This window comes from Embleya sp. NPDC056575 (assembly GCF_042793325.1).
Taxonomy (GTDB): Bacteria; Actinomycetota; Actinomycetes; order Streptomycetales; family Streptomycetaceae; genus Embleya.
In genome coordinates this window covers 47,092-68,267 of the sequence record NZ_JBHTVA010000060.1, presented here as the reverse complement: position 1 = coordinate 68,267, position 21,176 = coordinate 47,092, and the positions used below count along the sequence as shown (strand labels likewise).

The 21,176-nt window shown below is 72.5% G+C and carries 17 protein-coding genes; 2 read left to right on the top strand and 15 right to left on the bottom strand.

The genetic code is table 11. The annotated features are described in order from the left end of the window. Positions 1-65: 65 nt before the first annotated feature. Together metK and coaBC are read right to left on the bottom strand one after the other, a co-directional pair. On the bottom strand, positions 66-1,259 hold the full coding sequence (gene metK / locus ACFRCG_RS36175) for a methionine adenosyltransferase (RefSeq protein ID WP_380039436.1): 1,194 nt from the start codon (positions 1,257-1,259) through the stop codon (positions 66-68). Positions 1,260-1,493: 234 nt separating this feature from the next. Continuing rightward, complete coding sequence (gene coaBC, locus ACFRCG_RS36170) at positions 1,494-2,702, bottom strand: bifunctional phosphopantothenoylcysteine decarboxylase/phosphopantothenate--cysteine ligase CoaBC (RefSeq protein WP_380039434.1); 1,209 nt, start codon at positions 2,700-2,702, stop codon at positions 1,494-1,496. A gap of 207 nt (positions 2,703-2,909) precedes the next feature. On the opposite strand from coaBC, the gene ACFRCG_RS36165 reads away from it, so the two are divergent. Further along, the gene (locus tag ACFRCG_RS36165) at positions 2,910-6,341 is read left to right on the top strand and encodes an SCO7613 C-terminal domain-containing membrane protein (RefSeq protein ID WP_380039432.1); all 3,432 of its coding nucleotides are present in this window, start codon (positions 2,910-2,912) and stop codon (positions 6,339-6,341) included. Positions 6,342-6,370: 29 nt separating this feature from the next. On the opposite strand, the gene ACFRCG_RS36160 is transcribed toward ACFRCG_RS36165, so the two are convergent. The 13 genes from ACFRCG_RS36160 to pyrR all read right to left on the bottom strand — a co-directional run bounded on the left by ACFRCG_RS36160 (position 6,371) and on the right by pyrR (position 20,224). Continuing rightward, positions 6,371-7,429: a TIGR03617 family F420-dependent LLM class oxidoreductase gene (locus tag ACFRCG_RS36160; protein WP_380039430.1), complete on the bottom strand. Its 1,059-nt coding sequence runs from the start codon at positions 7,427-7,429 to the stop codon at positions 6,371-6,373. Between the two features lie 102 nt (positions 7,430-7,531). Then, a complete protein-coding gene (gene rpoZ / locus ACFRCG_RS36155) occupies positions 7,532-7,795 on the bottom strand; it encodes a DNA-directed RNA polymerase subunit omega (RefSeq protein ID WP_020551792.1) in 264 nt (87 codons plus the stop codon). Between the two features lie 91 nt (positions 7,796-7,886). Further along, positions 7,887-8,444: a guanylate kinase gene (gene gmk, locus ACFRCG_RS36150; RefSeq protein WP_380010407.1), complete on the bottom strand. Its 558-nt coding sequence runs from the start codon at positions 8,442-8,444 to the stop codon at positions 7,887-7,889. Between the two features lie 28 nt (positions 8,445-8,472). Further along, the gene (gene mihF / locus ACFRCG_RS36145; protein ID WP_026218483.1) at positions 8,473-8,796 is read right to left on the bottom strand and encodes an integration host factor, actinobacterial type; all 324 of its coding nucleotides are present in this window, start codon (positions 8,794-8,796) and stop codon (positions 8,473-8,475) included. Positions 8,797-9,464: 668 nt separating this feature from the next. Further along, complete coding sequence (gene pyrF / locus ACFRCG_RS36140) at positions 9,465-10,160, bottom strand: orotidine-5'-phosphate decarboxylase (RefSeq protein WP_380039428.1); 696 nt, start codon at positions 10,158-10,160, stop codon at positions 9,465-9,467. A 147-nt stretch (positions 10,161-10,307) separates the two neighbouring features. Continuing rightward, on the bottom strand, positions 10,308-11,345 hold the full coding sequence (locus ACFRCG_RS36135) for a dihydroorotate dehydrogenase (protein WP_380010137.1): 1,038 nt from the start codon (positions 11,343-11,345) through the stop codon (positions 10,308-10,310). After that, positions 11,345-12,196, bottom strand: a complete 852-nt coding sequence (locus ACFRCG_RS36130) for a dihydroorotate dehydrogenase electron transfer subunit (RefSeq protein ID WP_380039426.1) — start codon at positions 12,194-12,196, stop codon at positions 11,345-11,347. The genes ACFRCG_RS36135 and ACFRCG_RS36130 overlap by 1 nt, the downstream gene beginning before the upstream one ends. Before the next feature lie 8 nt (positions 12,197-12,204). Continuing rightward, entirely contained in the window at positions 12,205-15,516 is a 3,312-nt protein-coding gene (carB, locus tag ACFRCG_RS36125; RefSeq protein WP_380039424.1) for a carbamoyl-phosphate synthase large subunit, read from the bottom strand. Next, positions 15,509-16,642 carry a glutamine-hydrolyzing carbamoyl-phosphate synthase small subunit gene (gene carA / locus ACFRCG_RS36120; RefSeq protein ID WP_380039438.1) on the bottom strand — a complete coding sequence of 378 codons (1,134 nt, stop codon included), beginning with the start codon at positions 16,640-16,642 and terminating at the stop codon, positions 15,509-15,511. The genes carB and carA overlap by 8 nt, the downstream gene beginning before the upstream one ends. Before the next feature lie 5 nt (positions 16,643-16,647). Next, positions 16,648-17,271, bottom strand: a complete 624-nt coding sequence (locus ACFRCG_RS36115) for a hypothetical protein (RefSeq protein WP_380039422.1) — start codon at positions 17,269-17,271, stop codon at positions 16,648-16,650. After that, the gene (locus ACFRCG_RS36110) at positions 17,268-18,554 is read right to left on the bottom strand and encodes a dihydroorotase (RefSeq protein WP_380039420.1); all 1,287 of its coding nucleotides are present in this window, start codon (positions 18,552-18,554) and stop codon (positions 17,268-17,270) included. Before ACFRCG_RS36110 ends, ACFRCG_RS36115 begins: the two co-directional genes overlap by 4 nt. Next, the gene (locus tag ACFRCG_RS36105; protein ID WP_380039418.1) at positions 18,551-19,585 is read right to left on the bottom strand and encodes an aspartate carbamoyltransferase catalytic subunit; all 1,035 of its coding nucleotides are present in this window, start codon (positions 19,583-19,585) and stop codon (positions 18,551-18,553) included. The genes ACFRCG_RS36110 and ACFRCG_RS36105 overlap by 4 nt, the downstream gene beginning before the upstream one ends. Positions 19,586-19,588: 3 nt before the next feature. Continuing rightward, the gene (gene pyrR / locus ACFRCG_RS36100) at positions 19,589-20,224 is read right to left on the bottom strand and encodes a bifunctional pyr operon transcriptional regulator/uracil phosphoribosyltransferase PyrR (RefSeq protein ID WP_380039416.1); all 636 of its coding nucleotides are present in this window, start codon (positions 20,222-20,224) and stop codon (positions 19,589-19,591) included. A gap of 386 nt (positions 20,225-20,610) precedes the next feature. On the opposite strand from pyrR, the gene ACFRCG_RS36095 reads away from it, so the two are divergent. Continuing rightward, positions 20,611-21,114 (top strand): transcriptional regulator, encoded by a 504-nt coding sequence (locus ACFRCG_RS36095; RefSeq protein WP_126643439.1) that lies wholly within the window; start codon positions 20,611-20,613, stop codon positions 21,112-21,114. The last annotated feature ends 62 nt before the right edge of the window (positions 21,115-21,176 follow it).

Below are 21,176 nucleotides of genomic sequence, written 5' to 3'. Positions count from 1 at the left end.
CCCCCCCCCCCCCCCCCGCGGGGGGCCCCCCCCCCCCCCCGGCCGCGTGCGAGAAGAGCCCGGGCTCAGAGGCCCGCGGCGGCCTTGAGCGCGTCCACGCGGTCGGTGCGCTCCCAGGTGAAGTCCGGGAGGTCGCGGCCGAAGTGGCCGTAGGCCGCGGTCTGGGCGTAGATCGGGCGGAGCAGGTCCAGGTCGCGGATGATCGCGGCCGGGCGCAGGTCGAACACCGTGCCGACGGCGGCCTGGATGGTCTCCACCGGCACCGCCTCGGTGCCGAAGGTCTCCACGAACAGGCCGACCGGCGCCGCCTTGCCGATCGCGTACGCGACCTGCACCTCGCAGCGGCGCGCCAGTCCGGCGGCCACCACGTTCTTGGCCACCCAGCGCATCGCGTACGCGGCGGAGCGGTCCACCTTCGACGGGTCCTTGCCGGAGAACGCGCCGCCACCGTGGCGGGCCATGCCGCCGTAGGTGTCGATGATGATCTTGCGGCCGGTCAGCCCCGCGTCACCCATCGGGCCGCCGATCTCGAACCGGCCCGTCGGGTTGACCAGGAGCCGGTAACCCTCGGTCTCGATGCCCAGGCCGGTCAGCTCCGGCTCGACCACGTATTCGCGGATGTCCGGCGCCAGCAGCGAGTCCAGGTCGATGTCGGCCGCGTGCTGCGAGGAGACCACGACCGTGTCCAGGCGGATCGGCCGGTCGCCGTCGTACTCGATGGTGACCTGGGTCTTGCCGTCGGGGCGCAGGTACGGGATGGTCCCGTTCTTGCGCACCTCGGCCAGGCGCTTGGACAGCCGGTGGGCGAGCGTGATCGGCAGCGGCATCAGCTCGGGCGTGTCGTCGCACGCGTAGCCGAACATCAGGCCCTGGTCGCCCGCGCCCTGGCGGTCCAGTTCGTCCTCGTCGCCGTCGACCCGGTTCTCGTAGGCCGTGTCGACGCCCTGGGCGATGTCGGCCGACTGCGCGCCGATGGACACCGAGACACCACAGGAGGCGCCGTCGAAGCCCTTCTTCGAGCTGTCGTAGCCGATCTCCAGCACGCGCTCGCGCACGATCGTGGGGATGTCGGCGTAGCCCTGGGTGGTGACCTCTCCGGCCACATGCACCTGACCGGTGGTGATCAGCGTCTCGACGGCGACCCGACTCTTGGGGTCTTCCTTGAGGAGAGCGTCCAGGATGGAATCGCTGATCTGGTCGGCGATCTTGTCCGGGTGACCTTCGGTCACGGACTCAGAGGTGAACAGGCGGCGGGACACATCGCTCCCTGGGGTTGCAGCGGCTGCTGGCTCTGACAAGCGGGCCCGACCACCCCGACGAGTCCGCACCGGACGGCACGGACGGGAAGGAACGGACGGGTCCACCGAAATGCTGGAGCCGAGTTTATCCCCCCGACCCCCGCAAGCGGGCGGGGTGCCCCCCGAGAACATGGGCGTGGCGTTGCTCACTTTGTGTCAAATTGCAGCCATCAAGCGTAGGGATCGACCGGCGAACTAGCCGAAACGGGACACGACGAGGTCCCAGACGACCTCCGCCAGGTCCTCCTTCGGGCCGTGCGGAACGGGAGTCTCGGCGCCGTCGGCGGCCAGGATCACCGCCTCGTTGACATCCGTGCCGAATGTCAACTCCTCGCCCACCCGGTTGACCACGAGCAGGTCGCATCCCTTGCGCGCGAGCTTGGCGCGCCCGTTGGCGAGTACGTCGTCGGTCTCCGCGGCGAAGCCGACCACCACCTGGCCGGCCCGGGCCCGGTCCCGGGAGATCTCGGCGAGGATGTCGGGATTCTTCACCAGCGCGATCGGCTCCGGCTCCGCGTCGGTCTTCTTGATCTTGCCGCCCACCCGGTTCGCCGGGCGGAAGTCGGCGACGGCCGCGGCCATCACCACGCAGTCGGCGTTCTCGGCCGCCTTGGTCACGGCCTCGCGCAGATCCACGGCGGTGCCCACGTGCACCACGTCGGCGCCCGCCGGGTCCGGCAGGCCGGTGTTGGCCTCGATCAGGGTGACCCGCGCGCCGCGCGCGATCGCGGTGCGGGCCAGCGCGTACCCCTGCTTGCCGGACGAGCGGTTGCCGAGGAAGCGGACCGGGTCCAACGGCTCGCGGGTGCCGCCGGCGCTGACCACCACGTGCCGCCCGACCAGGTCGGGCACGGTGACGCCGCGGGCCAGGGCGCGCCGGACCACCTGGAAGATCTGCTCCGGGTCGGGCAGCCGGCCCTTGCCGGTGTCCTTGCCGGTCAACCGGCCCACCGCGGGCTCGATCACGATCGCCCCGCGCCGGCGCAGCGTCGCGACGTTGTCGACGGTGGCCGGGTGCTCCCACATCTCGGTGTGCATCGCGGGCGCGAACACCACCGGACATCGCGCGGTGAGCAGCGTGTTGGTGAGCAGGTCGTCGGCCAGCCCGTGGGCGGCCTTGGCGAGCAGATCGGCGGTGGCGGGCGCGACCACGACGACGTCGGCGCTCTGGCCGATCCGTACGTGCGGGACCTCGTGCACCGCGTCCCAGACCCCGGTGGCCACCGGCTGCCCGGACAGCGCCGACCAGGTGGCCGCGCCGACGAAGTGCAGCGCGGACTCGGTCGGCACGACCCGGACCTCGTGGCCCGACTCGGTCAACCGGCGCAGGAGTTCGCACGCCTTGTACGCGGCGATGCCACCGGCGACGCCGAGGACGACGCGGGGTCGGGGTCCGCTACTCATCGCTGCTCCTGCTCCTCCGACGCGGCCGGCCCGGGTGCGACCGGCACGGCGAGCCTACGTCACGGCCGGGGACGGCCCGATCTCGCCTCGCGCGGGCCGGTGTTGCGGGCGGGACGGCGGGCGGGATCTGAGTACGAGCGCGGATGTCCCGCCGGGAATCCGCTGCCAGCATCGGTGGCCATGAACCCATCGGGGGAGACGACGTCGATGTTGAACGAAGAGGTCCTGGGCGACCCGACACGGTGCCCCGGCTGCGCGTCGCACCTGGGGCAGCCGCGTACCGAGCGCTGTCGGCGATGCGCGATCCTGCTCGTCGGGCCGGCCGCCGATCGACTCTGGCAGATCGATCTGTCGGCCGCGCGACTTCTGCACGAACGCGAAGGAATCCTGGTCGGGATGCGGGCGGAGGCGCGACGGGCGCCCCGACAGGCGCCGTCGGCCCTGCCGACATCGGCGGCCTCCGCACCTGCCCCGGCCCCGGCGCTCCCGGGCCCGCGCACGCCGGCGCCCGCAGGGCCCGTCGCCGCGCCCTCCGCCGCACCCACTCCGGCGCCCCTACCGACGCCCGTCGGCCGGGTCCGGGAGAGTGCCGAGGTCGGGCGTCGTCGGGTCGCTCGGATCGTGCTGGGCTCCGGCGTGCTGCTCGTGGTGCTGGCCGCGCTGGTGTTCGTGGCGGTGACCTGGAACCACACCGGGACGACGGGTCGCGCGCTGGTGATGGCGCTGGCGCTGTTCCTGGCCGCCGCCGGCACCGGGCTCGCCGAGCGGCGCGAACTGCCCGCCACCGCTGAGGCGATGGCCGCGCTGACGGTGGCGATGGGACTGCTCGACGGGTACGCGGCGTGGACCGCCGACCTCGCGGGTCTGCGCAGCGGGGACGCGCTGCTCGTGTCGGCCGGCACCCTGCTCGCGGTCGGCGGCGCGGCGGCGCTCGGCTCGCTGGTCGCGCCGCTGCGCGCGTTGCGGATCTCCGCCGCGCTGCTGTTGCAGGGGCCGCTGCCGCTGGTGATCGCCTGGTTCGGCGTGGGGCGCGGGTCGCTGCTGCCGCTGGCGATCGGGCTCGGGGCGCAGGCCGCGGTCGATGCGGCGCTGCTGCGCCGGACCTTCTCCGACGCCGCGCGCGGGTTGCGGATCGTGGCCGAGGTCGGGGTGCTGTGCTACTGGCTGGCCGCGGTCGGGGTCACCCTCGCCGAGGGCCCCGGCGGCGCACCGGCGGGCACGATGCTGGCGCTGGCCGCCCTCGCCGGTGGGATCGCGTACACGCTGCGCGAGACGCCGATGGTGCGGCATCTGGCGTCGGGGAGCGCGATGGCGGGCGCGCTGGCGGCGGCCGGGCTGTTGCTCGCGTCGCTGCCGGGGCGGGACGACTCGGGCGGGTCGGACACCCCGGTCGCGTGGGTGGGCGTGGTGCTGCTCGCGGCGGTCCTGGTCGCGATGGCGCCGCTGTTCGCGGTGCCGCGCGAATTCCGGGCCGGGCCGCTCGTGGTGCTGGTGCCGCTCACCGTGGTGCCGGCGTTCTGGGCGGTCGGGGCGCCGCTGGTGGCCGTGTTCGGCCCGATGTCCTGGCTCGGCCGGCCCTGGAGCCTGTACCCGGTCGACGCGCACGCCCGGGACGCGCTCCTGTCCGGCACCGCCGGCTGGAGCTTCGGCGCGGCGCCGCTCGCGCTGCTGCCCCTGGCGGCGCTGACCGGGTTCACCGCGCCGACCCTCCTGCGCGGCCGGCCGGGCCCGACCGCGACCCGGGTGATCTGCGCGATCGCCGTCGAGGCGCTGTTGCTGGTCGCGCCGCCGGCGCTGGACCTGCCGCTGTGGGCGGCGCTCGGCTGGCACGTGGCGGCCGCGGTCGGGTGGGTCTGCGCGGGGCGGGTGCGGCCGTGGTTGCCGCTGCTCGCCCTGGGCCACGGCGCGCAGGCCCTCGTGTGGGCGACGGCGTACTGGCAGACGTCGATCGTGGTCTGGGCCGTGGGCGCCGTCGGCCTCGCGCTGGTCGCCGTCATGTCACCGGGACACCTCGCGATCGCGCCGAAGGCGGCGTCGGCGCCGGTGCGTTCCACGCCGACGAATGCAGCGAAGAATTCGGATGAACCATCCCATGCGGGCGTCGACCTTGACAAAGAACCACAAGAGGATCCATACGCCGCACCTGTGGGCGCCCGCCCCTCCCCCGGCTCCGGCTCCGATCCCGCCCTCGTCCTGCGCGTGCCCATGGGCCTGCTCGTTCGCCCGCTCGCGGCCGGGTCCGCGCTCGCCCTCGCCCTCTCCGACGTGGCGATGGCGATCGGGCACGCGGGCGCCCGGACCGCGCTGATCGCTCTCGCTCCCGCCGTGCTCGGCGCCCTGGTCGCGCTGATCGCCGTGGCGCTGCGGCCGACCGCACCGACCACCCGGGCGCTGACCCTGGTCGGCGGTGTCGGCTGGACCATCGGCGCCCTGGTCGCGGCCCGCGCTTCGGGCCCGTCGGCCGTCGTGCTCGCCGCGGGCCTGGCGGTGTGCCTGGTCGGCGCGCTTCGCGACCGGCCGGCGCCGCGAACCGCCTGGGCCACGGTCGGCGCGCTGTGCTGGGTCGGCGCGAGCACGGCCGGCGCGGCGGCCTTCGGCGCGGATCGATCCGCCGCCGCACTCGCCGCCGTGTTCGCAGCCGCCCTGCTGTTCCCGTTCGCCGCCACGCTCGCCGGACCCCTCGCCTGCCCGTCCTCGATCGTGCTCGCCGTCGAGGCCGCGGCGGGCACGAGCCTGACGGTCGCGCTGTTGACCGGCGCGCCGAGCTCGCCCGTCGCGTTGGCCATCGCGACGGCGGCGGCCCTGTGCGGCGCGCGCTTCGGCCACCCGGTGCTGCGGCGCGCCTGGCCGCCCGCCGCCGTCGTGCTGTTCACCGCGACGGTGCCGGCCGCGCTGTACCGGCTCGACGCGTCGAACGGCGCGACCGTCCTGGCCGCGGCCGGCACGGCGATGCTCCTGTACCTCGTCGGCGCCCGGCTCCCCCGCCTCGGCCCGGCCGTCCCGATCGCCGCCGCCGCGGCCGTGTGCGCCGCCGGCGTCGCGACCCTGTCCGTGGCCCCCGAGCTGATCTGGCTCGTCCTGGCCGGGGCCGGCCTCACCGCGCTGACCACGCCGGCCGGGCCGCTGCGCCCGCCGGCCCGGATCGCCGCGGTGCCGCTTCTGCTCGTCGCCTACTGGGTCCGGCTCGCCCTGTCCGACGTGCCCCACGCGGAGGCGTACACCGTGCCGCTCGGCCTCGCCCTGCTGGTCGAGGGGCTGCGCCGGCGGCGGGCCAACCCCGACACCACGTCATGGGCGGCCTACGGCGCTCCGCTGGCGGTGTTGCTGCTGCCGTCGTTGCCGCTCGCGGTGGGGCAGGGCGAGCCGGTCCGGCCGGGCCTGCTCGGGATCGCCGCGATCGGCACGCTCCTGGTCGGCGCCCGATTCCGGCTCCGGGCGCCGCTGTTCCTGGGCGCGGGGGTGCTCGCGGTCATCGGCCCGGTGCACCTGCTGCCGCATCTGGCGCCGGTGTACGACGCGGTGCCGCGCTGGGCGATTCTCGGCACGGCGGGGCTGCTGCTGATCGTGGTCGGCGCGGGCTACGAGCGCCGGGTCCGCGACCTCAAGCGGCTGCGCCGCGCGGTGGGCCGGCTCCGGTAACCCGGGCTCGGGTCCGGCTCGGGTCCGCCTCAGGTTCGGGCGCGCAGTTCGTCCAGGACCTCCGCCACACACGCCGGGTCCGCCCGGTACGGCAGATAGAAGCCCAGTCGATCGGCGACCCCGTAGGCGCGCGAGGTCAGTTCGGCCGCGACGTCCTTGGGTTCGCCGATCGCCACCACCCGGCTCAGCAGCGTGTCGTCGACCGCGTGCGGGATGTCCGACCAACGGCCGGCCCGGATCAGCGCGTGCAGTTCGACCTGGAGCGCCCCGTATCCCTCGACGTCGAGCACCGGGCGATAGGCGGGCGTGGACGCGTAGAACGCGACCATCGCCCGCGCGCCCTTGATCGCGGCGCGCATCTCCTCCTCGGTGCGCCCGGCGGCGACGATCACGTCGAGCATCACCGAGAACCGCTCGCGGGTGCGCTGCGACAACACCAGGCCGTCGTTCACCGCGTCGGTGAGCGGGCCGCGCACGAACAGGTCGGTGTTGAGCGGGTGCACGAGCAGCCCGTCGGCGTGCTCGGCGACCGTGGTGATCATGCGCCGACCCACCCCGCCCGCGAGCAGCGGCGGCAGCCCGTACGGGTTCGGCCCGGGGCGCAGCGTCGGTGGCATCAGGGTCAGGTCGAAGAACTCGCCGTGGAAGTCCAGCGGCGTCTCGCGCTGCCAGCAGGTGAGCACCGCCCGCACCGCGCGCAGCGTCTCGGCCATCCGGGCCGCCGGGCGCGACCACTTGGCGGCGTAGCGGCGTTCGATGTGCGCCTTGATCTGGGTGCCCAGGCCGAGCCGGAAACGACCGTGCGAGGCCAGGTGCAGGTCGTACGCGGTGTGCGCGAGGTGGGTCGGGCTGCGCGGGAAGGCCACCGCGATGTTGGTCATGATGTCCACGCCCGCCGCGGCGGCGGGCACCAGGGGCAGGAAGACGTCGTTGGGGCCCTCGAAGGTGAAGACTCCGTCGAAGCCGGCCTCGCGCAACTCCCGGGCCCGATCGCCGGCGCGGGCCAACGGCGCGTCCAGGAGGGTGTCCACCGCCAGTCGGCGCGGGTTCGGCTGCGGCGTCGGCGTGTCGCCCTCGATTTGGTCCACCCTGCTCCCCCACCCTCCGGTTCACCCGCGTGTGCGGGCCGACATACGCCGAGGGCCCGACGGTTTCCCGTCGAGCCCTCGGCGATGCGTCGCGTGACGCGCTCAGCCCTCGATGGGCTCGGCGGTCAGCATGCCCGAGTTGATCTCGCGAAGCGCGATCGACAGCGGCTTCTCGTGCACGTGCGTGTCGACGAGCGGACCCACGTATTCCAGCAGGCCCTCGCCGAGCTGCGAGTAGTAGGCGTTGATCTGCCGAGCACGCTTCGCCGCGTAGATGACGAGGCTGTACTTGGAGTCGGTCGCCTCCAGAAGCTCGTCGATGGGCGGGTTGATGATGCCCTCGGGTGCGGTGGAAGAAGCTGACAAGGCAGGGGCCCTTCGAAAAGCTGTGAAAGCTGTGGGTGAAAGTCGGGCTGCCTGGTGCCGTCTGGCGACTACTGCCGGGCAGCCCGAACGATCAAGATACGTTCATCAAGGCTAGCAGTTCGCGTACGACGTCTTCGACGGACGTGTTGACGAGCGTCATGTCGAATTCGGATTCCGCGGCCAGCTCGACCTTCGCGGCGGCCAGGCGCCGCTCGATGACCTCGGGGGATTCGGTCCCCCGGCCCACCAGACGGCGGACCAGTTCGTCCCACGAGGGCGGGGCGAGGAACACCAGGCGTGCCTCGGGCATCGCCTGCCGCACCTGCCGGGCGCCCTGCAGGTCGATTTCCAGCAGGGTCGGAACATCGGCGTCAAGCCGTTCGAGCACGGGCTGTCGCGGGGTTCCATAACGGTTCCCGGCGAATTCGGCCCATTCGAGCAATTCATCCGAGGCGATCAGTTTGTCGAACTGATCCCCGTCGGTGAAGTGGTACTCCACACCGTCGGTTTCCCCGGGACGGGGTCTACGTGTGGTCGCGGACACAGACAGCCAAACCTCGGGGTGACGGCGGCGCAGGTCGGCGACCACCGTGCTCTTGCCGACCCCGGAGGGGCCGGAGAGCACGATGAGTCGACGGGTGCCGTGCACGGTACGGGGATCGTTGCCGGCGCCCGCGTCAGGACGCGGAGCCACCGAATTCCCGTTCGAGTGCTGCGATCTGGTTCGTGCCGAGACCGCGGACGCGCCGGGTCTCGGAAATGTTCAGCTTCTCCATGAGCTGCTTGGCGCGCACCTTGCCGACGCCGGGGAGGGATTCCAGGAGGGCGGAGACCTTCATCTTGCCCACGACCGGATTGTCCTTGCCCTCCTTGATGACGTCGCTGAGCGAAGCACCGGAGTTCTTGAGCCGGTTCTTCACCTCGGCGCGCTCCCGCCGAGCCGCAGCGGCTTTGGCGAGCGCATCCGCGCGTTCTTCGGGGGTCAGGGGTGGGAGAGCCACGCCGTGTCACCTCGGACTTCGTTGCGATCCTCAAGGCCGCCCGGCTCGGACGGCCACCAACAAACAGTGGAACCTAGCTGGTCAGAGCGTCCGCGGCAACGCGCGACACTCCACCGGGCCGGCTCACGAGGGAGCCTAGTCGGCGAATCGGTCCGCGTCGCCCGAATCGATGGGAAAAGCCCGGCTACCTGCGCCAAAACCCAAACCTGACGGAGCGTCGGACGAATTCGGGGCAGCCGGAGGCCACATCCGCGCCTCCATCCCCCCTCCCACCACTCTTGCGCGACGGCCCCGGCCACAGTCGCACACTCCCGACGGGACCGTCGGACCGATCGACACGGCGCAGGCACGGACGGGCCGGTCGGCATGGTCGGCGTGGTCGGCATGGTCGGCGCGAGGGGGCCGCAGCGGTGGGCGTGGAGGACGGGCGGCGGCTCGGGGGCGATCCGTGCCGCCTCCGGCGCGGCGCTCGGCCGTCACGGCCGCCTCGGGCGCCCGGGGGCCGGGTTCGGTGCCCCGGGGCCCGGAGGGGTGGGCGGGCTCCGCACAGCCGCCCCAGTGGCATCCGCGGGCCATCCCACGTTCGCGCTCTGTCCACCGGGCGCCGGTAGGGGGCGGCGAGTGCGACAAGTGGGACGAACGGGGCCGGGTCGCCGCCCCACCACGCGCTACCGCGCGGCCAGGCCCGCCGCGATCGTGCGCGCCGCCTCGGCGACGTCCGCCGCGCCGGTGATCGGCCGGCCGATCACCAGCAGGTCCGCACCGTCCGCCAACGCCTGCTCGGGCGTGGCCACCCGACTCTGGTCGCCGAGCGCCGCCCCGGCCGGCCGTACGCCCGGCGTGATCAGCACGATGCCGGCCCCCACCTCGGCGCGCACCGCCGCCACCTCGCGCGGCGAGCACACGATCGCCCGGGCGCCCGCCGCGACCGCGAGCCCCGCCAGCCGCCGGGCCGCCTCGATCGAGGGACCGGCCAGCCCGACCGCGGCCAGGTCGGCCTCGGCCATCGAGGTCAGCACGGTCACCGCGACGATGTTCACCTCGGGCGCCGCGTCCGCCGCGGCCCGGATCATCGCCGTCCCGCCGCTCGCGTGCACCGTCAGGTAGGTCGGCGCCAGCCGGGCCACCGAACGCACCGCGCCCGCCACCGTGTTCGGGATGTCGTGCAGCTTCAGGTCCAGGAACACGTCCCGGCCGCCGCTGGCCTCCCGGGCGCCCGAGACCGCGTCCGCGCCGTCGCGCAGGAAGACCTCCAGGCCGACCTTGACCGTGCTCACGTACGGGCCCGCGGCCTTGGCCCACGCGAGCGCGCGGTCCAGGTCCGGGGCGTCCAGGGCCACCGCCACGGGTGCGAGGTTGCTCATCGAAATCCCACTCTCCTCGACATCGAAAATTCGTCCGCCCACGGGCCCGGACAGTGCGCCCGAACACGAACCACGCCCCGGCCCGGACACGGCGATGCCGGCACGAACCCCGTCCGTACCGGCATCTGCCCCGCCCACGCCTCGCGCTCAGCGGTGCGCGTACCCGATCGCCGCCTCCAGCGATCCGAAACCGCGGGCGATCAACGCCGCCCGCAACTCGTCCAGGATCCGCACCGGCGAGGACGGATCGTTGAAGATCACCGTGCCCACCGACACGGCCGCCGCGCCGGCCAGGATGAACTCCAGCGCGTCCAGACCGGTCCGGATGCCGCCCATGCCGACGATCGGCACCTGCGCCATCTGCCCGTCCAGCATCGCCGCGTGCACCTGGTAGACGCAGCGCACCGCGACCGGCCGCACCGCCGGGCCGGAGAGCCCGCCGGTGATGCCCGCGAGCACCGGCTTCATCGTGTCCGGGTCGATCGCCATGCCGAGCAGCGTGTTGATCATCGACAGCCCGTCGGCGCCCGCCTCGACGCACGCCCGGGCGATGTCCACGATCGACGTCACGTCCGGCGAGAGTTTGGCCAGCACCGGCACCTGCGGGTCCGCCACGTCGCGGACCGCCCGGATCACGTCGTAGGACGTGGCCGGGTTGCAGGCGAACACCTGGCCGCGGTTGGCCACGTTCGGACACGAGATGTTGGCCTCGATGCCGACCACGCCGGGCGCGCCCTTGAGCCGCTCGGCCAGCGCCACGAAGTCGTCCACGTGCCCGCCCGCGATGGACACGATCGTGCGCCCGCCGCGCGCCGCCAGCCACGGCAGGTCGCGCTCGACGAAGGCGTCGATCCCGGGGCCCTGGAGGCCGATCGAGTTGAGCATCCCGGACGGCGTCTCGGCCATCCGCGGGGTGGCCCGACCCGAACGCGGGTACGGCATGATCGTCTTGGTGACCACCGCGCCGATCGCGGCCGGCTCGAAGAACTTGGCCAACTCCTTGCCGTAGCCGGCACAGCCCGAGGCCGTGGTCACCGGGTTCGGCAGCAGCGTGGAACCGATCCGGGTGGCCAGGTCGATCCCGCCGCCCGGCAGCATGATCGTGGACGGCGGCGCGTCGTCGAAGTCGCCCGCGTCCTCGTTGTCGGCGAAATTGTCGGCGAAACCGCCGTAGCCGTCGGTCATCAGTGCGCTCCCATCGCCGCTGCGCCCTCGATGTCCGCCGGAATCGTGCCGGCGTCGTCCCAGCGCACCTTGGTGCCGTCGAAGCACGGACCGTCCACACACGAGCGGACGAACCGGCTGACGCCGTCGTCGCCGACCACCGGGAGCACGCACGTCATGCATACCCCGACGCCGCAGGCCATCGACTCCTCGACCGCGGTGAACACGCGCGCGTCGTGCGCGCTCGCCACCTCGGTGACCGCGCGCAGCATGCCCATCGGCCCGCACGCGTAGACGACGTCGGCCTCCACGGCGGTCAGCACCTCGGGCAGCGGCCCGGTGACGAAGCCGCGCACACCCTCCGAGCCGTCGTCGGTGGTGACCACCACGTCCTCGGTGATCGCCTGCGCCTGGTCCACGCCGTACAGCCGCTCCGCCGTCGCCGCGCCGAGCACGAAGGCGACCGAGCCGCCGTCGGCGACGATCCGCTCGGCGAGCGCGAACATCGGCGCGCTGCCGTAGCCGCCGGCCACCATCACCGCGCTGACCGGCTCGGCCGGCAGCGGGAACGGCGTGCCCAGCGGCGCGACCACGTTCACGCTGTCGCCCACCCGAAGCCGGGCCAACTCGCGGGTGCCGCGCCCGGCCTCGGCGAAGACCACGTCGATGGTCTCGGCGGCCGGGTCGGCGCGGTGGATGGAGAACGCGCGGCGCAGCAGCATCGCCGAGTCCACGCCGCCGATCGCCACGGCGACGAAGTGACCGGGTTCGACGCGGGCGGCGATCCCGGGGGCGCGCAGCACCAGGCGGTGGTACGCGCCCGCGGGTTCGCGGCCGACGATCTCCGCCTGCACCTGCAGGGGAAGTGCCATCGGTGTCGTCAGCCCTTTCGGTGGGACGTGATGTGGTCGGCGTGCTCCTGGAGCGAGCGGACCCCGATGTCGCCCGCGATCAGCGACTGGATGCCCTGGACCGCCGCGGCGAAGCCCTGCACCGTGGTGATGCAGGGGACGCCCCGGGTGACCGCGGCGGTGCGGATCTCGTAGCCGTCGAGTCGACCGCCCGTGCCGAACGGGGTGTTGACGATCAGCTCGACGTCGCCGTCGTGGATCAGCTGCACGATGGTGCGCTCGCCGGCCGGGCCCGGGCCCTCGCTGTGCTTGCGCACCGCGGTGGCGGGCACGCCGTTGCGGCGCAGCACCTCGGCGGTGCCCTCGGTGGCCAGGATCTCGAAGCCCATGTCGTGCATGGCCTTGACGGGGAACACCATGGAGCGCTTGTCCCGGTTGGCGAAGGACACGAACGCGCGTCCCTTGAGCGGCAGCGAACCGTACGCGCCGGCCTGGGACTTGGCGTAGGCGGTGCCGAACACCGCGTCGATGCCCATCACCTCGCCGGTGGAGCGCATCTCGGGGCTGAGCACGGTGTCCACGCCGCGGCCCTTGGTGTCGCGGAAGCGGTTCCAGGGCAGGACCGCCTCCTTGACCGCGATCGGCGCGTCCATCGGCAGGGTGCCGCCGTCGCCCTCGGCCGGGAGCAGGCCCTCGGCGCGCAGTTCGGCGATCGTGGCGCCGAGCGAGACGCGCGCGGCGGCCTTGGCCAGCGGCACGGCGGTGGCCTTGGACACGAACGGCACGGTCCGCGAGGCGCGCGGGTTGGCCTCCAGGACGTAGAGGATGTCGCCGGAGAGCGCGAACTGGATGTTGATCAGGCCGCGGACACCGACGCCGTGCGCGATGCCCAGGGTGGCCGCGCGCAGTCGCTTTATGTCGTGCGCGCCCAGCGTGATCGGCGGCAGCGCGCAGGCCGAGTCGCCGGAGTGGATGCCGGCCTCCTCGATGTGCTCCATCACGCCGCCGAGGTACAGGTCCTCGCCGTCGTAGAGCGCGTCCACGTCGATCTCGATGGCGTCGTCGAGGAAGCGGTCGACCAGGACCGGGTGCTCGCTGACCAACCCGGCGTTCTGCTCCAGGTAGGTCGCCAGGGAGGGTTCGTCGTAGACGATCTCCATGCCGCGCCCGCCGAGCACGTACGAGGGGCGCACCAGCACCGGGTAGCCGATCTCCGCGGCGATGGCGCTGGCCTCGCCGAAGGAGAACGCGGTGCCGTGCTTGGGCGCGAGCAGTCCGGCCTCGGCCAGCACTCGGCCGAACGCGCCGCGCTCCTCCGCGAGGTGGATCGCCTCGGGCGAGGTGCCCACGATCGGCACGCCCGCGTCCTTGAGCTTTTGCGCCAGGCCCAGCGGGGTCTGCCCGCCGAGCTGGACGAGTACGCCCGCGACCGGTCCGGCCTGGGTCTCGGCGTACACGATCTCCAGCACGTCCTCCAGGGTGAGCGGCTCGAAGTAGAGCCGGTCGGAGGTGTCGTAGTCGGTGGAGACGGTCTCCGGGTTGCAGTTGACCATCACGGTCTCGTAGCCCGCGTCGTGCAGCGCGAAGGCGGCGTGCACACACGAGTAGTCGAACTCGATGCCCTGCCCGATGCGGTTGGGCCCGGAGCCGAGGATGATCACGGCCGGCTTGGTGCGCGGCGCGACCTCCGTCTCCTCGTCGTAGGACGAGTAGTGGTACGGGGTGCGCGCGGCGAACTCGGCGGCGCAGGTGTCCACGGTCTTGTACACCGGCCGCACGCCGAGCGCCTGGCGCACCTCGCGCACGACCTCCTCGCGCATCCCGCGGATCGCCGCGATCTGCCCGTCGGACAGGCCGTGCCGCTTGGCCAGGCGCAGCACCTCGGGGGTCGGCTCCGCCGCATCGCGGACCTCGCCGGCGATCTCGTGGATCAGGTACATCTGGTCCAGGAACCACGGGTCGATCCCGGTCGCCTCGAACAGCTCCTCGGGCGTGGCGCCGGCCCGGATGGCGTCCATGACCACGTTGATCCGGCCGTCGGTGGGCTTCTCGGCGGCGACCAGCAGCTCGTCCTTGGCGCCGACCTCGGAGACGAAGTCGAACTGCGAGCCCTTCTTCTCCAGCGAGCGCAGCGCCTTGTTCAGCGCCTCGGTGAAGTTGCGGCCGATCGCCATCGCCTCGCCGACCGACTTCATGGTCGTGGTCAGGCGGTCGTCGGCGGCCGGGAACTTCTCGAAGGCGAAGCGCGGGACCTTGACCACGACGTAGTCGAGCGTGGGCTCGAAGCTGGCCGGGGTCTCCTTGGTGATGTCGTTGGGGATCTCGTCGAGCGTGTAGCCGATGGCGAGACGGGCGGCGATCTTGGCGATCGGGAAGCCGGTCGCCTTGGAGGCCAGCGCCGAGGAGCGGGAGACGCGCGGGTTCATCTCGATCACGATCACCCGGCCGTCGTCCGGGTTGACCGCGAACTGGATGTTGCAGCCGCCGGTGTCCACGCCGACCTCGCGGATGACCGCGATACCGATGTCGCGCAGGTTCTGGTACTCGCGGTCGGTCAGCGTCATCGCCGGCGCCACGGTGATCGAGTCGCCGGTGTGCACGCCCATCGGGTCGAAGTTCTCGATGGAGCAGACGACCACGACGTTGTCGTGCTTGTCGCGCATCAGCTCCAGCTCGTACTCCTTCCAGCCGAGGATGGACTCCTCCAGGAGCACCTCGGTGGTCGGCGACAGGGTCAGGCCCTGGCCGGCGATCCGGCGCAGGTCGTCCTCGTCGTGTGCGAAGCCGGAGCCGGCGCCGCCCATGGTGAAGGAGGGGCGCACCACGACGGGGTAGCCGCCGAGGGTGTCCACGCCGGCGAGTACGTCCTCCATCGAGTGGCAGATCACCGAGCGGGCCGACTCGCCGTGTCCGATCTTCTCCCGCACCCGCTCGACCACGCCCTTGAACAGGTCGCGGTCCTCGCCCTTTTGGATCGAGTCGAGGTTGGCGCCGATCAGTTCGACGTCGTACCTCTCCAGCACGCCGTTCTCGCTGAGCGAGACCGCGATGTTGAGCGCGGTCTGCCCGCCGAGGGTGGGCAGCAGCGCGTCGGGGCGCTCCTTGGCGATGATCTTCTCGACGAACTCGGGGGTGATCGGCTCGACGTAGGTCGCGTCGGCGATCTCCGGGTCGGTCATGATCGTGGCCGGGTTGGAGTTGACCAGGATCACCCGCAGGCCCTCGGCCTTGAGGATGCGGCACGCCTGGGTGCCGGAGTAGTCGAACTCGGCGGCCTGGCCGATGACGATCGGGCCCGAGCCGACGACCAGGACGGACTTCAGGTCGTTGCGCTTAGGCACTCTTGGTCTCCATCAGCGTGACGAAACGGTCGAACAGGTAGGCGGAGTCGTGCGGTCCGGCCGCGGCCTCCGGGTGGTACTGCACGCTGAACGCGGGCCGGTCGAGCAGCCGCAGGCCCTCGACCACGTCGTCGTTGAGGCACACGTGGCTGACCTCGGCGCGCCCGTACGGGGTGTCCGAGACGGTGTCCAGCGGCGCGTCCACGGCGAAGCCGTGGTTGTGCGCGGTGACCTCGACCCTGCCGGTCGTGCGGTCCTGCACGGGCTGGTTGATCCCGCGGTGGCCGTACTTGAGCTTGTAGGTGCCGAAGCCGAGCGCGCGCCCGAGCAGCTGGTTGCCGAAGCAGATCCCGAAGAACGGGGTGCCCTGGTCCAGGACCGCGCGCAGCAGCTCGATCTGGTGGGTGGCGGTGGCCGGGTCGCCGGGGCCGTTGGAGAAGAACACCCCGTCGGGGGCGACGGCGTTGACCTCCTCCAGGGTCGCGGTCGCGGGCAGCACGTGCACCTCGATGCCGCGCTCGGCCATCCGGTGCGGGGTCATGCCCTTGATGCCCAGGTCGAGCGCGGCGACGGTGAAGCGCTTGGTGCCGATCGCGGGGACCACGTAGGCGGCGTCGGTGCTGACCTGTTCGGCGAGGTCGGCGCCGGCCATCTCGGGGCTGGTGCGCACCCGCTCGAGCAGCGCGGCCTCGTCGGCGTGCGCGGCGTCGCCGGAGAAGATGCCGACCCGCATCGCGCCGCGCTCGCGCAGGTGCCGGGTCAGCGCGCGGGTGTCGACGCCGCTGATGCCGACCACGCCGTAGCGCGTCAGTTCGTCGTCGAGCGAGCGGCGCGAGCGGTGGTTGGAGGGCACCCGGGCGGGGTCGCGGACGACGTAGCCGGAGACCCAGATGCGCGACGACTCGGGGTCCTCGTCGTTGACGCCGGTGTTGCCGACGTGCGGGGCGGTCATCACCACGACCTGGCGGTGGTACGAGGGGTCGGTCAGGGTCTCCTGGTAGCCCGACATGCCGGTGGAGAACACCGCCTCGCCGAACGTCTCCCCCACCGCGCCGTAGGCGCTGCCGCGGAATGTGCGTCCGTCCTCGAGGACGAGCACCGCAGGCGTCGTGGCCCGTCCGGTCATTGCGGTCACGTGACCGATCCTTCCTGGTGGTTCATTACAGCCGTGCCGGCGGTCGCCGGCGGATCCCCGGCGATCAGCCGGGTGATGGTCTCGATCCACGCGTCGTGGTCGTCGGGGTGGTCGCCGCGAAAGCCCGAGTCGAGCGTGGTGTCGCCGTGCGTCCAGGTGATCACCAGCAGGCCGCCCTCGGGCAGCACCTTCCCGGCGATGCCCTTCTCGTGCCGCACGCCGGTGAGCGCGGCGGCGGGAACGAAGAAGTCGGTCGCGGCGGGTCGCTCGACCACCAGGCCGTCGGCGCGCAGGGTCAGCTCGACCGGGCTGCGGGTGCCCAGGCCATGCGCGACCACCCGGTCCAGCCAGTCGCCGGCCGTGGTGCTGCCGAAGTAGCGGCCGACCAGCGGCGGCAGCAGCGGCGCGGCGCCGGAGTCGGGCGCGGTGTGCAGTTCGGGCAGCGCGGCCTGGCGTTGACCGCGCTTTTTCCAGGCGCGCCACATCAGCAGGTAGATGCCGAGGACGAAGACGAGGCAGATGCCGATCCAGAGGATGCGACCGCCCCAGTCCGTCACCTCCGCCGACTTGCGGTCGGCGGCGAGCAGCAGCAGGTCGTGGTGGGCGTTGCCTGAGGTCACGCGAGCTTCCCGTCGATCACCGTGGGTACGCCGCGCAGGAACGTGGCGACCACCTTGCCGGGCAGGACCAGGCCGGCGTAGGGGGTGTTACGGCTGCGCGAGGCGAGTTCGGACGGTTCGACCGTACGCCGTGCGCCCGGGTCGACCAGCACCAGGTTGGCGGGCTCGCCGACGGCGATCGGGCGACCGTGTCCGTCGAGCCGGCCGATGTCGGCGGGGCGGGTGGACATGCGGTCGGCCACGCCCGCCCAGTCGAGCAGGCCGGTGTCGACCATGGTCTCCTGCACGATCGACAGCGCCGTCTCCAGGCCGAGCATGCCCATCGCGGCGACCGCCCACTCGCAGTCCTTGTCCTCGCTGGGGTGCGGGGCGTGGTCGGTGGCGACCGCGTCGATCGTGCCGTCGGCGAGGGCCTCGCGCAGCGCGGTGACGTCGGCGGCGGTGCGCAGCGGCGGGTTGACCTTGTAGACCGGGTCGTAGCTGCGCACGAGCTCGTCGGTGAGCAGCAGGTGGTGGGGGGTGACCTCGGCGGTGACGTTCCAGCCCTTGGACTTGGCCCAGCGCAGGATCTCCACGGAGCCGGCGGTGGAGACGTGGCACACGTGCAGGCGCGAGCCGACGTGCGCGGTGAGCAGCACGTCGCGGGCGATGATCGACTCCTCGGCGACGGCGGGCCAGCCGCGCAGGCCCAGTTCGCCGGAGACGGTGCCCTCGTTCATCTGGGCGCCCTCGGTCAGCCGGGGCTCCTGCGCGTGCTGGGCGACCACGCCGTCGAACGCCTTCACGTACTCCAGCGCGCGGCGCATGATGACCGCGTCGTCGACGCACTTGCCGTCGTCGGAGAACACCCGCACGCGGGCGGCGGAGTCGGCCATCGCGCCGAGTTCGGCCAGGCGCTTGCCCTCCAGGCCGACGGTGACCGCGCCGACGGGGTGCACGTCGCACCGGCCGCTCTCCTGGCCGAGCCGCCAGACCTGCTCGACGGTGCCGGCGGTGTCCGCGACGGGGTCGGTGTTGGCCATCGCGTGCACCGCGGTGAAGCCGCCCAGGGCCGCGGCGTTCGCGCCGGTGGCCACCGTCTCGGCGTCCTCGCGGCCGGGCTCGCGCAGGTGGGTGTGCAGATCGACGAGGCCCGGCAGGAGGATCTGCCCGGCGGCCTCGACGACGGTGGCGTCCTCGGCGGTGAGGCCGGCGCCGATCCCGGCGATCAGGCCGTCGCGGATGAGCACGTCCTGCGCGTCGCCGCCGAGGATCCTGGCGTCCTTGATCAGGTAGGTGCTCACTGGGCGATCTCCTCGGTGCCGGTGCCGCCGTTCGACGCGCTCGCGGCGCCGGGGGTGCTGGGGGTGCTTGTGGTGACGCTGCTGGGGGTGCTCTGGGCGGGTTCGTTGCCGCCCAGGAGCAGGTACAGGACCGCCATGCGCACGCTGACGCCGTTGGTGACCTGCTCGACGATGGTCGAGCGGGTCGAGTCGGCAACCTCGGCGGCGATCTCCATACCGCGGTTCATCGGGCCGGGGTGCATCACGATGGCGTGCTCGGGGAGCATCGCCATGCGGCGCAGGTCCAGGCCGTAGCGGCGGGAGTACTCGCGCTCGGTGGGGAAGAACGCGGCGTTCATCCGCTCGCGCTGCACCCGCAGCATCATCACCGCGTCGGACTTGGGCAGCGGCGCGTCCAGGTCGTAGGACACCGTGCAGGGCCAGGTCTCCACGCCGATCGGGAGCAGCGTGGGCGGCGCGACGAGGGTGACCTCGGCGCCGAGGGTGGCCAGCAGGAGCACGTTGGAGCGGGCCACGCGGCTGTGCAGGACGTCGCCCACGAGGGTGATCCGGCGGCCTTCGAGGTCGCCCCGGCCACCGGCCAGCCTGCGGCGCATGGTGAACGCGTCGAGCAGGGCCTGGGTGGGGTGCTCGTGGGTGCCGTCGCCGGCGTTGACCACCGAGCCGCGCAGCCAGCCGGAGCCGGCCAGGCGGTGCGGCGCGCCGGAGGCGTGGTGGCGGATGACGACCGCGTCGGCGCCCATCGCCTGCAGGGTCAGCGCGGTGTCCTTGAGCGATTCGCCCTTGGAGACCGAGGAGCCCTTGGCGGAGAAGTTGATCACGTCGGCGGACAGGCGCTTGGCGGCGGCCTCGAAGGAGATCCGGGTGCGGGTGGAGTCCTCGAAGAACAGGTTGACCACGGTGCGGCCGCGCAGCGTCGGCAGCTTCTTGATCGGCCGCTCGGCGATGTGCGCGAGTTCTTCGGCGGTGTCGAGGATCAGGATGGCGTCGTCGCGGGTGAGGTCCGCGGCCGAGATCAGGTGGCGCTTCACTGGCTACTTCTCCGCGTCGGTGTGGGCGGCGGGGTCGGCCGCGCGGGTGCCGAGCAGGACCGCGTCGCGGCCGTCGTACTCGGCGAGGTGGACCTTGACGGTCTCGCGCTGTGAGGTGGGCAGGTTCTTGCCCACGTAGTCGGCGCGGATCGGGAGTTCGCGGTGGCCGCGGTCGACCAGGACGGCCAGTTGCACCGCGCGCGGGCGGCCGATGTCATTGAGCGCGTCGAGCGCGGCGCGGATGGTGCGCCCGGAGTAGAGCACGTCGTCGACCAGGACCACGAGCTTGCCGTCGATGCCCTCGGCGGGGATCTCGGTGCGCTCCAGCGCGCGGGCCGGGCCCAGGCGCAGGTCGTCGCGGTACATGGTGATGTCGAGTGCGCCGACGGGGACCTTGGTGCCGTCCTCGATGGAGGCGAGTCGTTCGCCGAGCCGGCGGGCCAGGGCCACGCCTCGGGTCGGGATGCCCAGGAGCACCACGTCGTCGGCGCCCTTGGCGCGTTCGACGATCTCGTGGGCGATGCGGGTCAGTGCCCGGTTGATGTCGGAGGGATCCAGGACCGTACGGGCGGTGGCCGGGTCGAGGTCCTTCGGACGGGCGGCCGACGTGCCGCCAGGGGTGTTGCGGGGTGCTGTCATGGGAAACAGACCTCCTTCCCCGTCTCACAGGACGGGCTTTAAAGGACGCCGGGGTACGTCCCTCACAGTATCAGCCAACATCATCAGTCTTTCGGCCGCCCGGACCGGTGGATCGAGCCGGGGCATATGCCGTGGAAGCGCGCGTAAAGGTGCCTCTCACCTGCATGAATCCGGCTTTGTAGGCCGTTCGGCTTGACGGACGCAAATTACTCTGCGTAACCTCACAATGAGTCACCACCGGGCCAAACGCGACAGTCGCGACGTGCCGAACCTCGCAGCTTCGGGGAGAGTTCGAGGTACAGAAAGCCGGCCCGGAGGTAGCCACCCCATCGGTTCGGCCAACCACCGGTGGACCTTCACGGTCAGTCACCTGTTTTGGGAGCGAGATGTCCAGCGACTACGCCAAGCAGCTCGGGGCGAAGCTCCGCGCGATCCGGACCCAGCAGGGCCTGTCCCTGCACGGCGTCGAGGAGAAGTCCCAGGGCCGCTGGAAGGCCGTCGTCGTCGGTTCGTACGAACGCGGCGACCGTGCGGTAACCGTGCAGCGCCTGGCCGAGCTCGCCGACTTCTACGGCGTCCCCGTGCAGGAGCTGCTGCCCGGCGGCACCCCGAACGGCGCCGCCGAGCCGCCGCCGCGCCTGGTGCTCGACCTGGAGCGGCTGCAGACGGTCCCGTCGGACCAGGCCGGCCCGCTCCAGCGCTACGCGGCCACCATCCAGAGCCAGCGCGGCGACTACAACGGCAAGGTGTTGTCGATCCGCCAGGACGACCTGCGCACCCTGGCCGTGATCTACGACCAGTCGCCGAGCGTTCTGACCGAGCAGCTGATCGGGTGGGGCGTGCTCAACCCGGAGGCGCGTCGGGCCGTGGAGCACCAGAGCAACGCGTGACGATGTGACGGCGGAGCGTGACTCCGCCGGGCGGAAAACCTTGCGGGAACCTCGAAGGGTCC

Excerpts from the sequence above, each read along its gene's own strand:
- coaBC (WP_380039434.1), bottom strand. The coding sequence starts at position 2,702 with ATGAGTAGCGGACCCCGACCCCGCGTCGTCCTCGGCGTCGCCGGTGGC.
- ACFRCG_RS36165 (WP_380039432.1), top strand. The coding sequence starts at position 2,910 with ATGTTGAACGAAGAGGTCCTGGGCGACCCGACACGGTGCCCCGGCTGC.
- pyrF (WP_380039428.1), bottom strand. The coding sequence starts at position 10,160 with ATGAGCAACCTCGCACCCGTGGCGGTGGCCCTGGACGCCCCGGACCTG.
- ACFRCG_RS36135 (WP_380010137.1), bottom strand. The coding sequence starts at position 11,345 with ATGACCGACGGCTACGGCGGTTTCGCCGACAATTTCGCCGACAACGAG.
- ACFRCG_RS36130 (WP_380039426.1), bottom strand. The coding sequence starts at position 12,196 with ATGGCACTTCCCCTGCAGGTGCAGGCGGAGATCGTCGGCCGCGAACCC.
- carA (WP_380039438.1), bottom strand. The coding sequence starts at position 16,642 with ATGACCGGACGGGCCACGACGCCTGCGGTGCTCGTCCTCGAGGACGGA.
- pyrR (WP_380039416.1), bottom strand. The coding sequence starts at position 20,224 with ATGACAGCACCCCGCAACACCCCTGGCGGCACGTCGGCCGCCCGTCCG.
- ACFRCG_RS36095 (WP_126643439.1), top strand. The coding sequence starts at position 20,611 with ATGTCCAGCGACTACGCCAAGCAGCTCGGGGCGAAGCTCCGCGCGATC.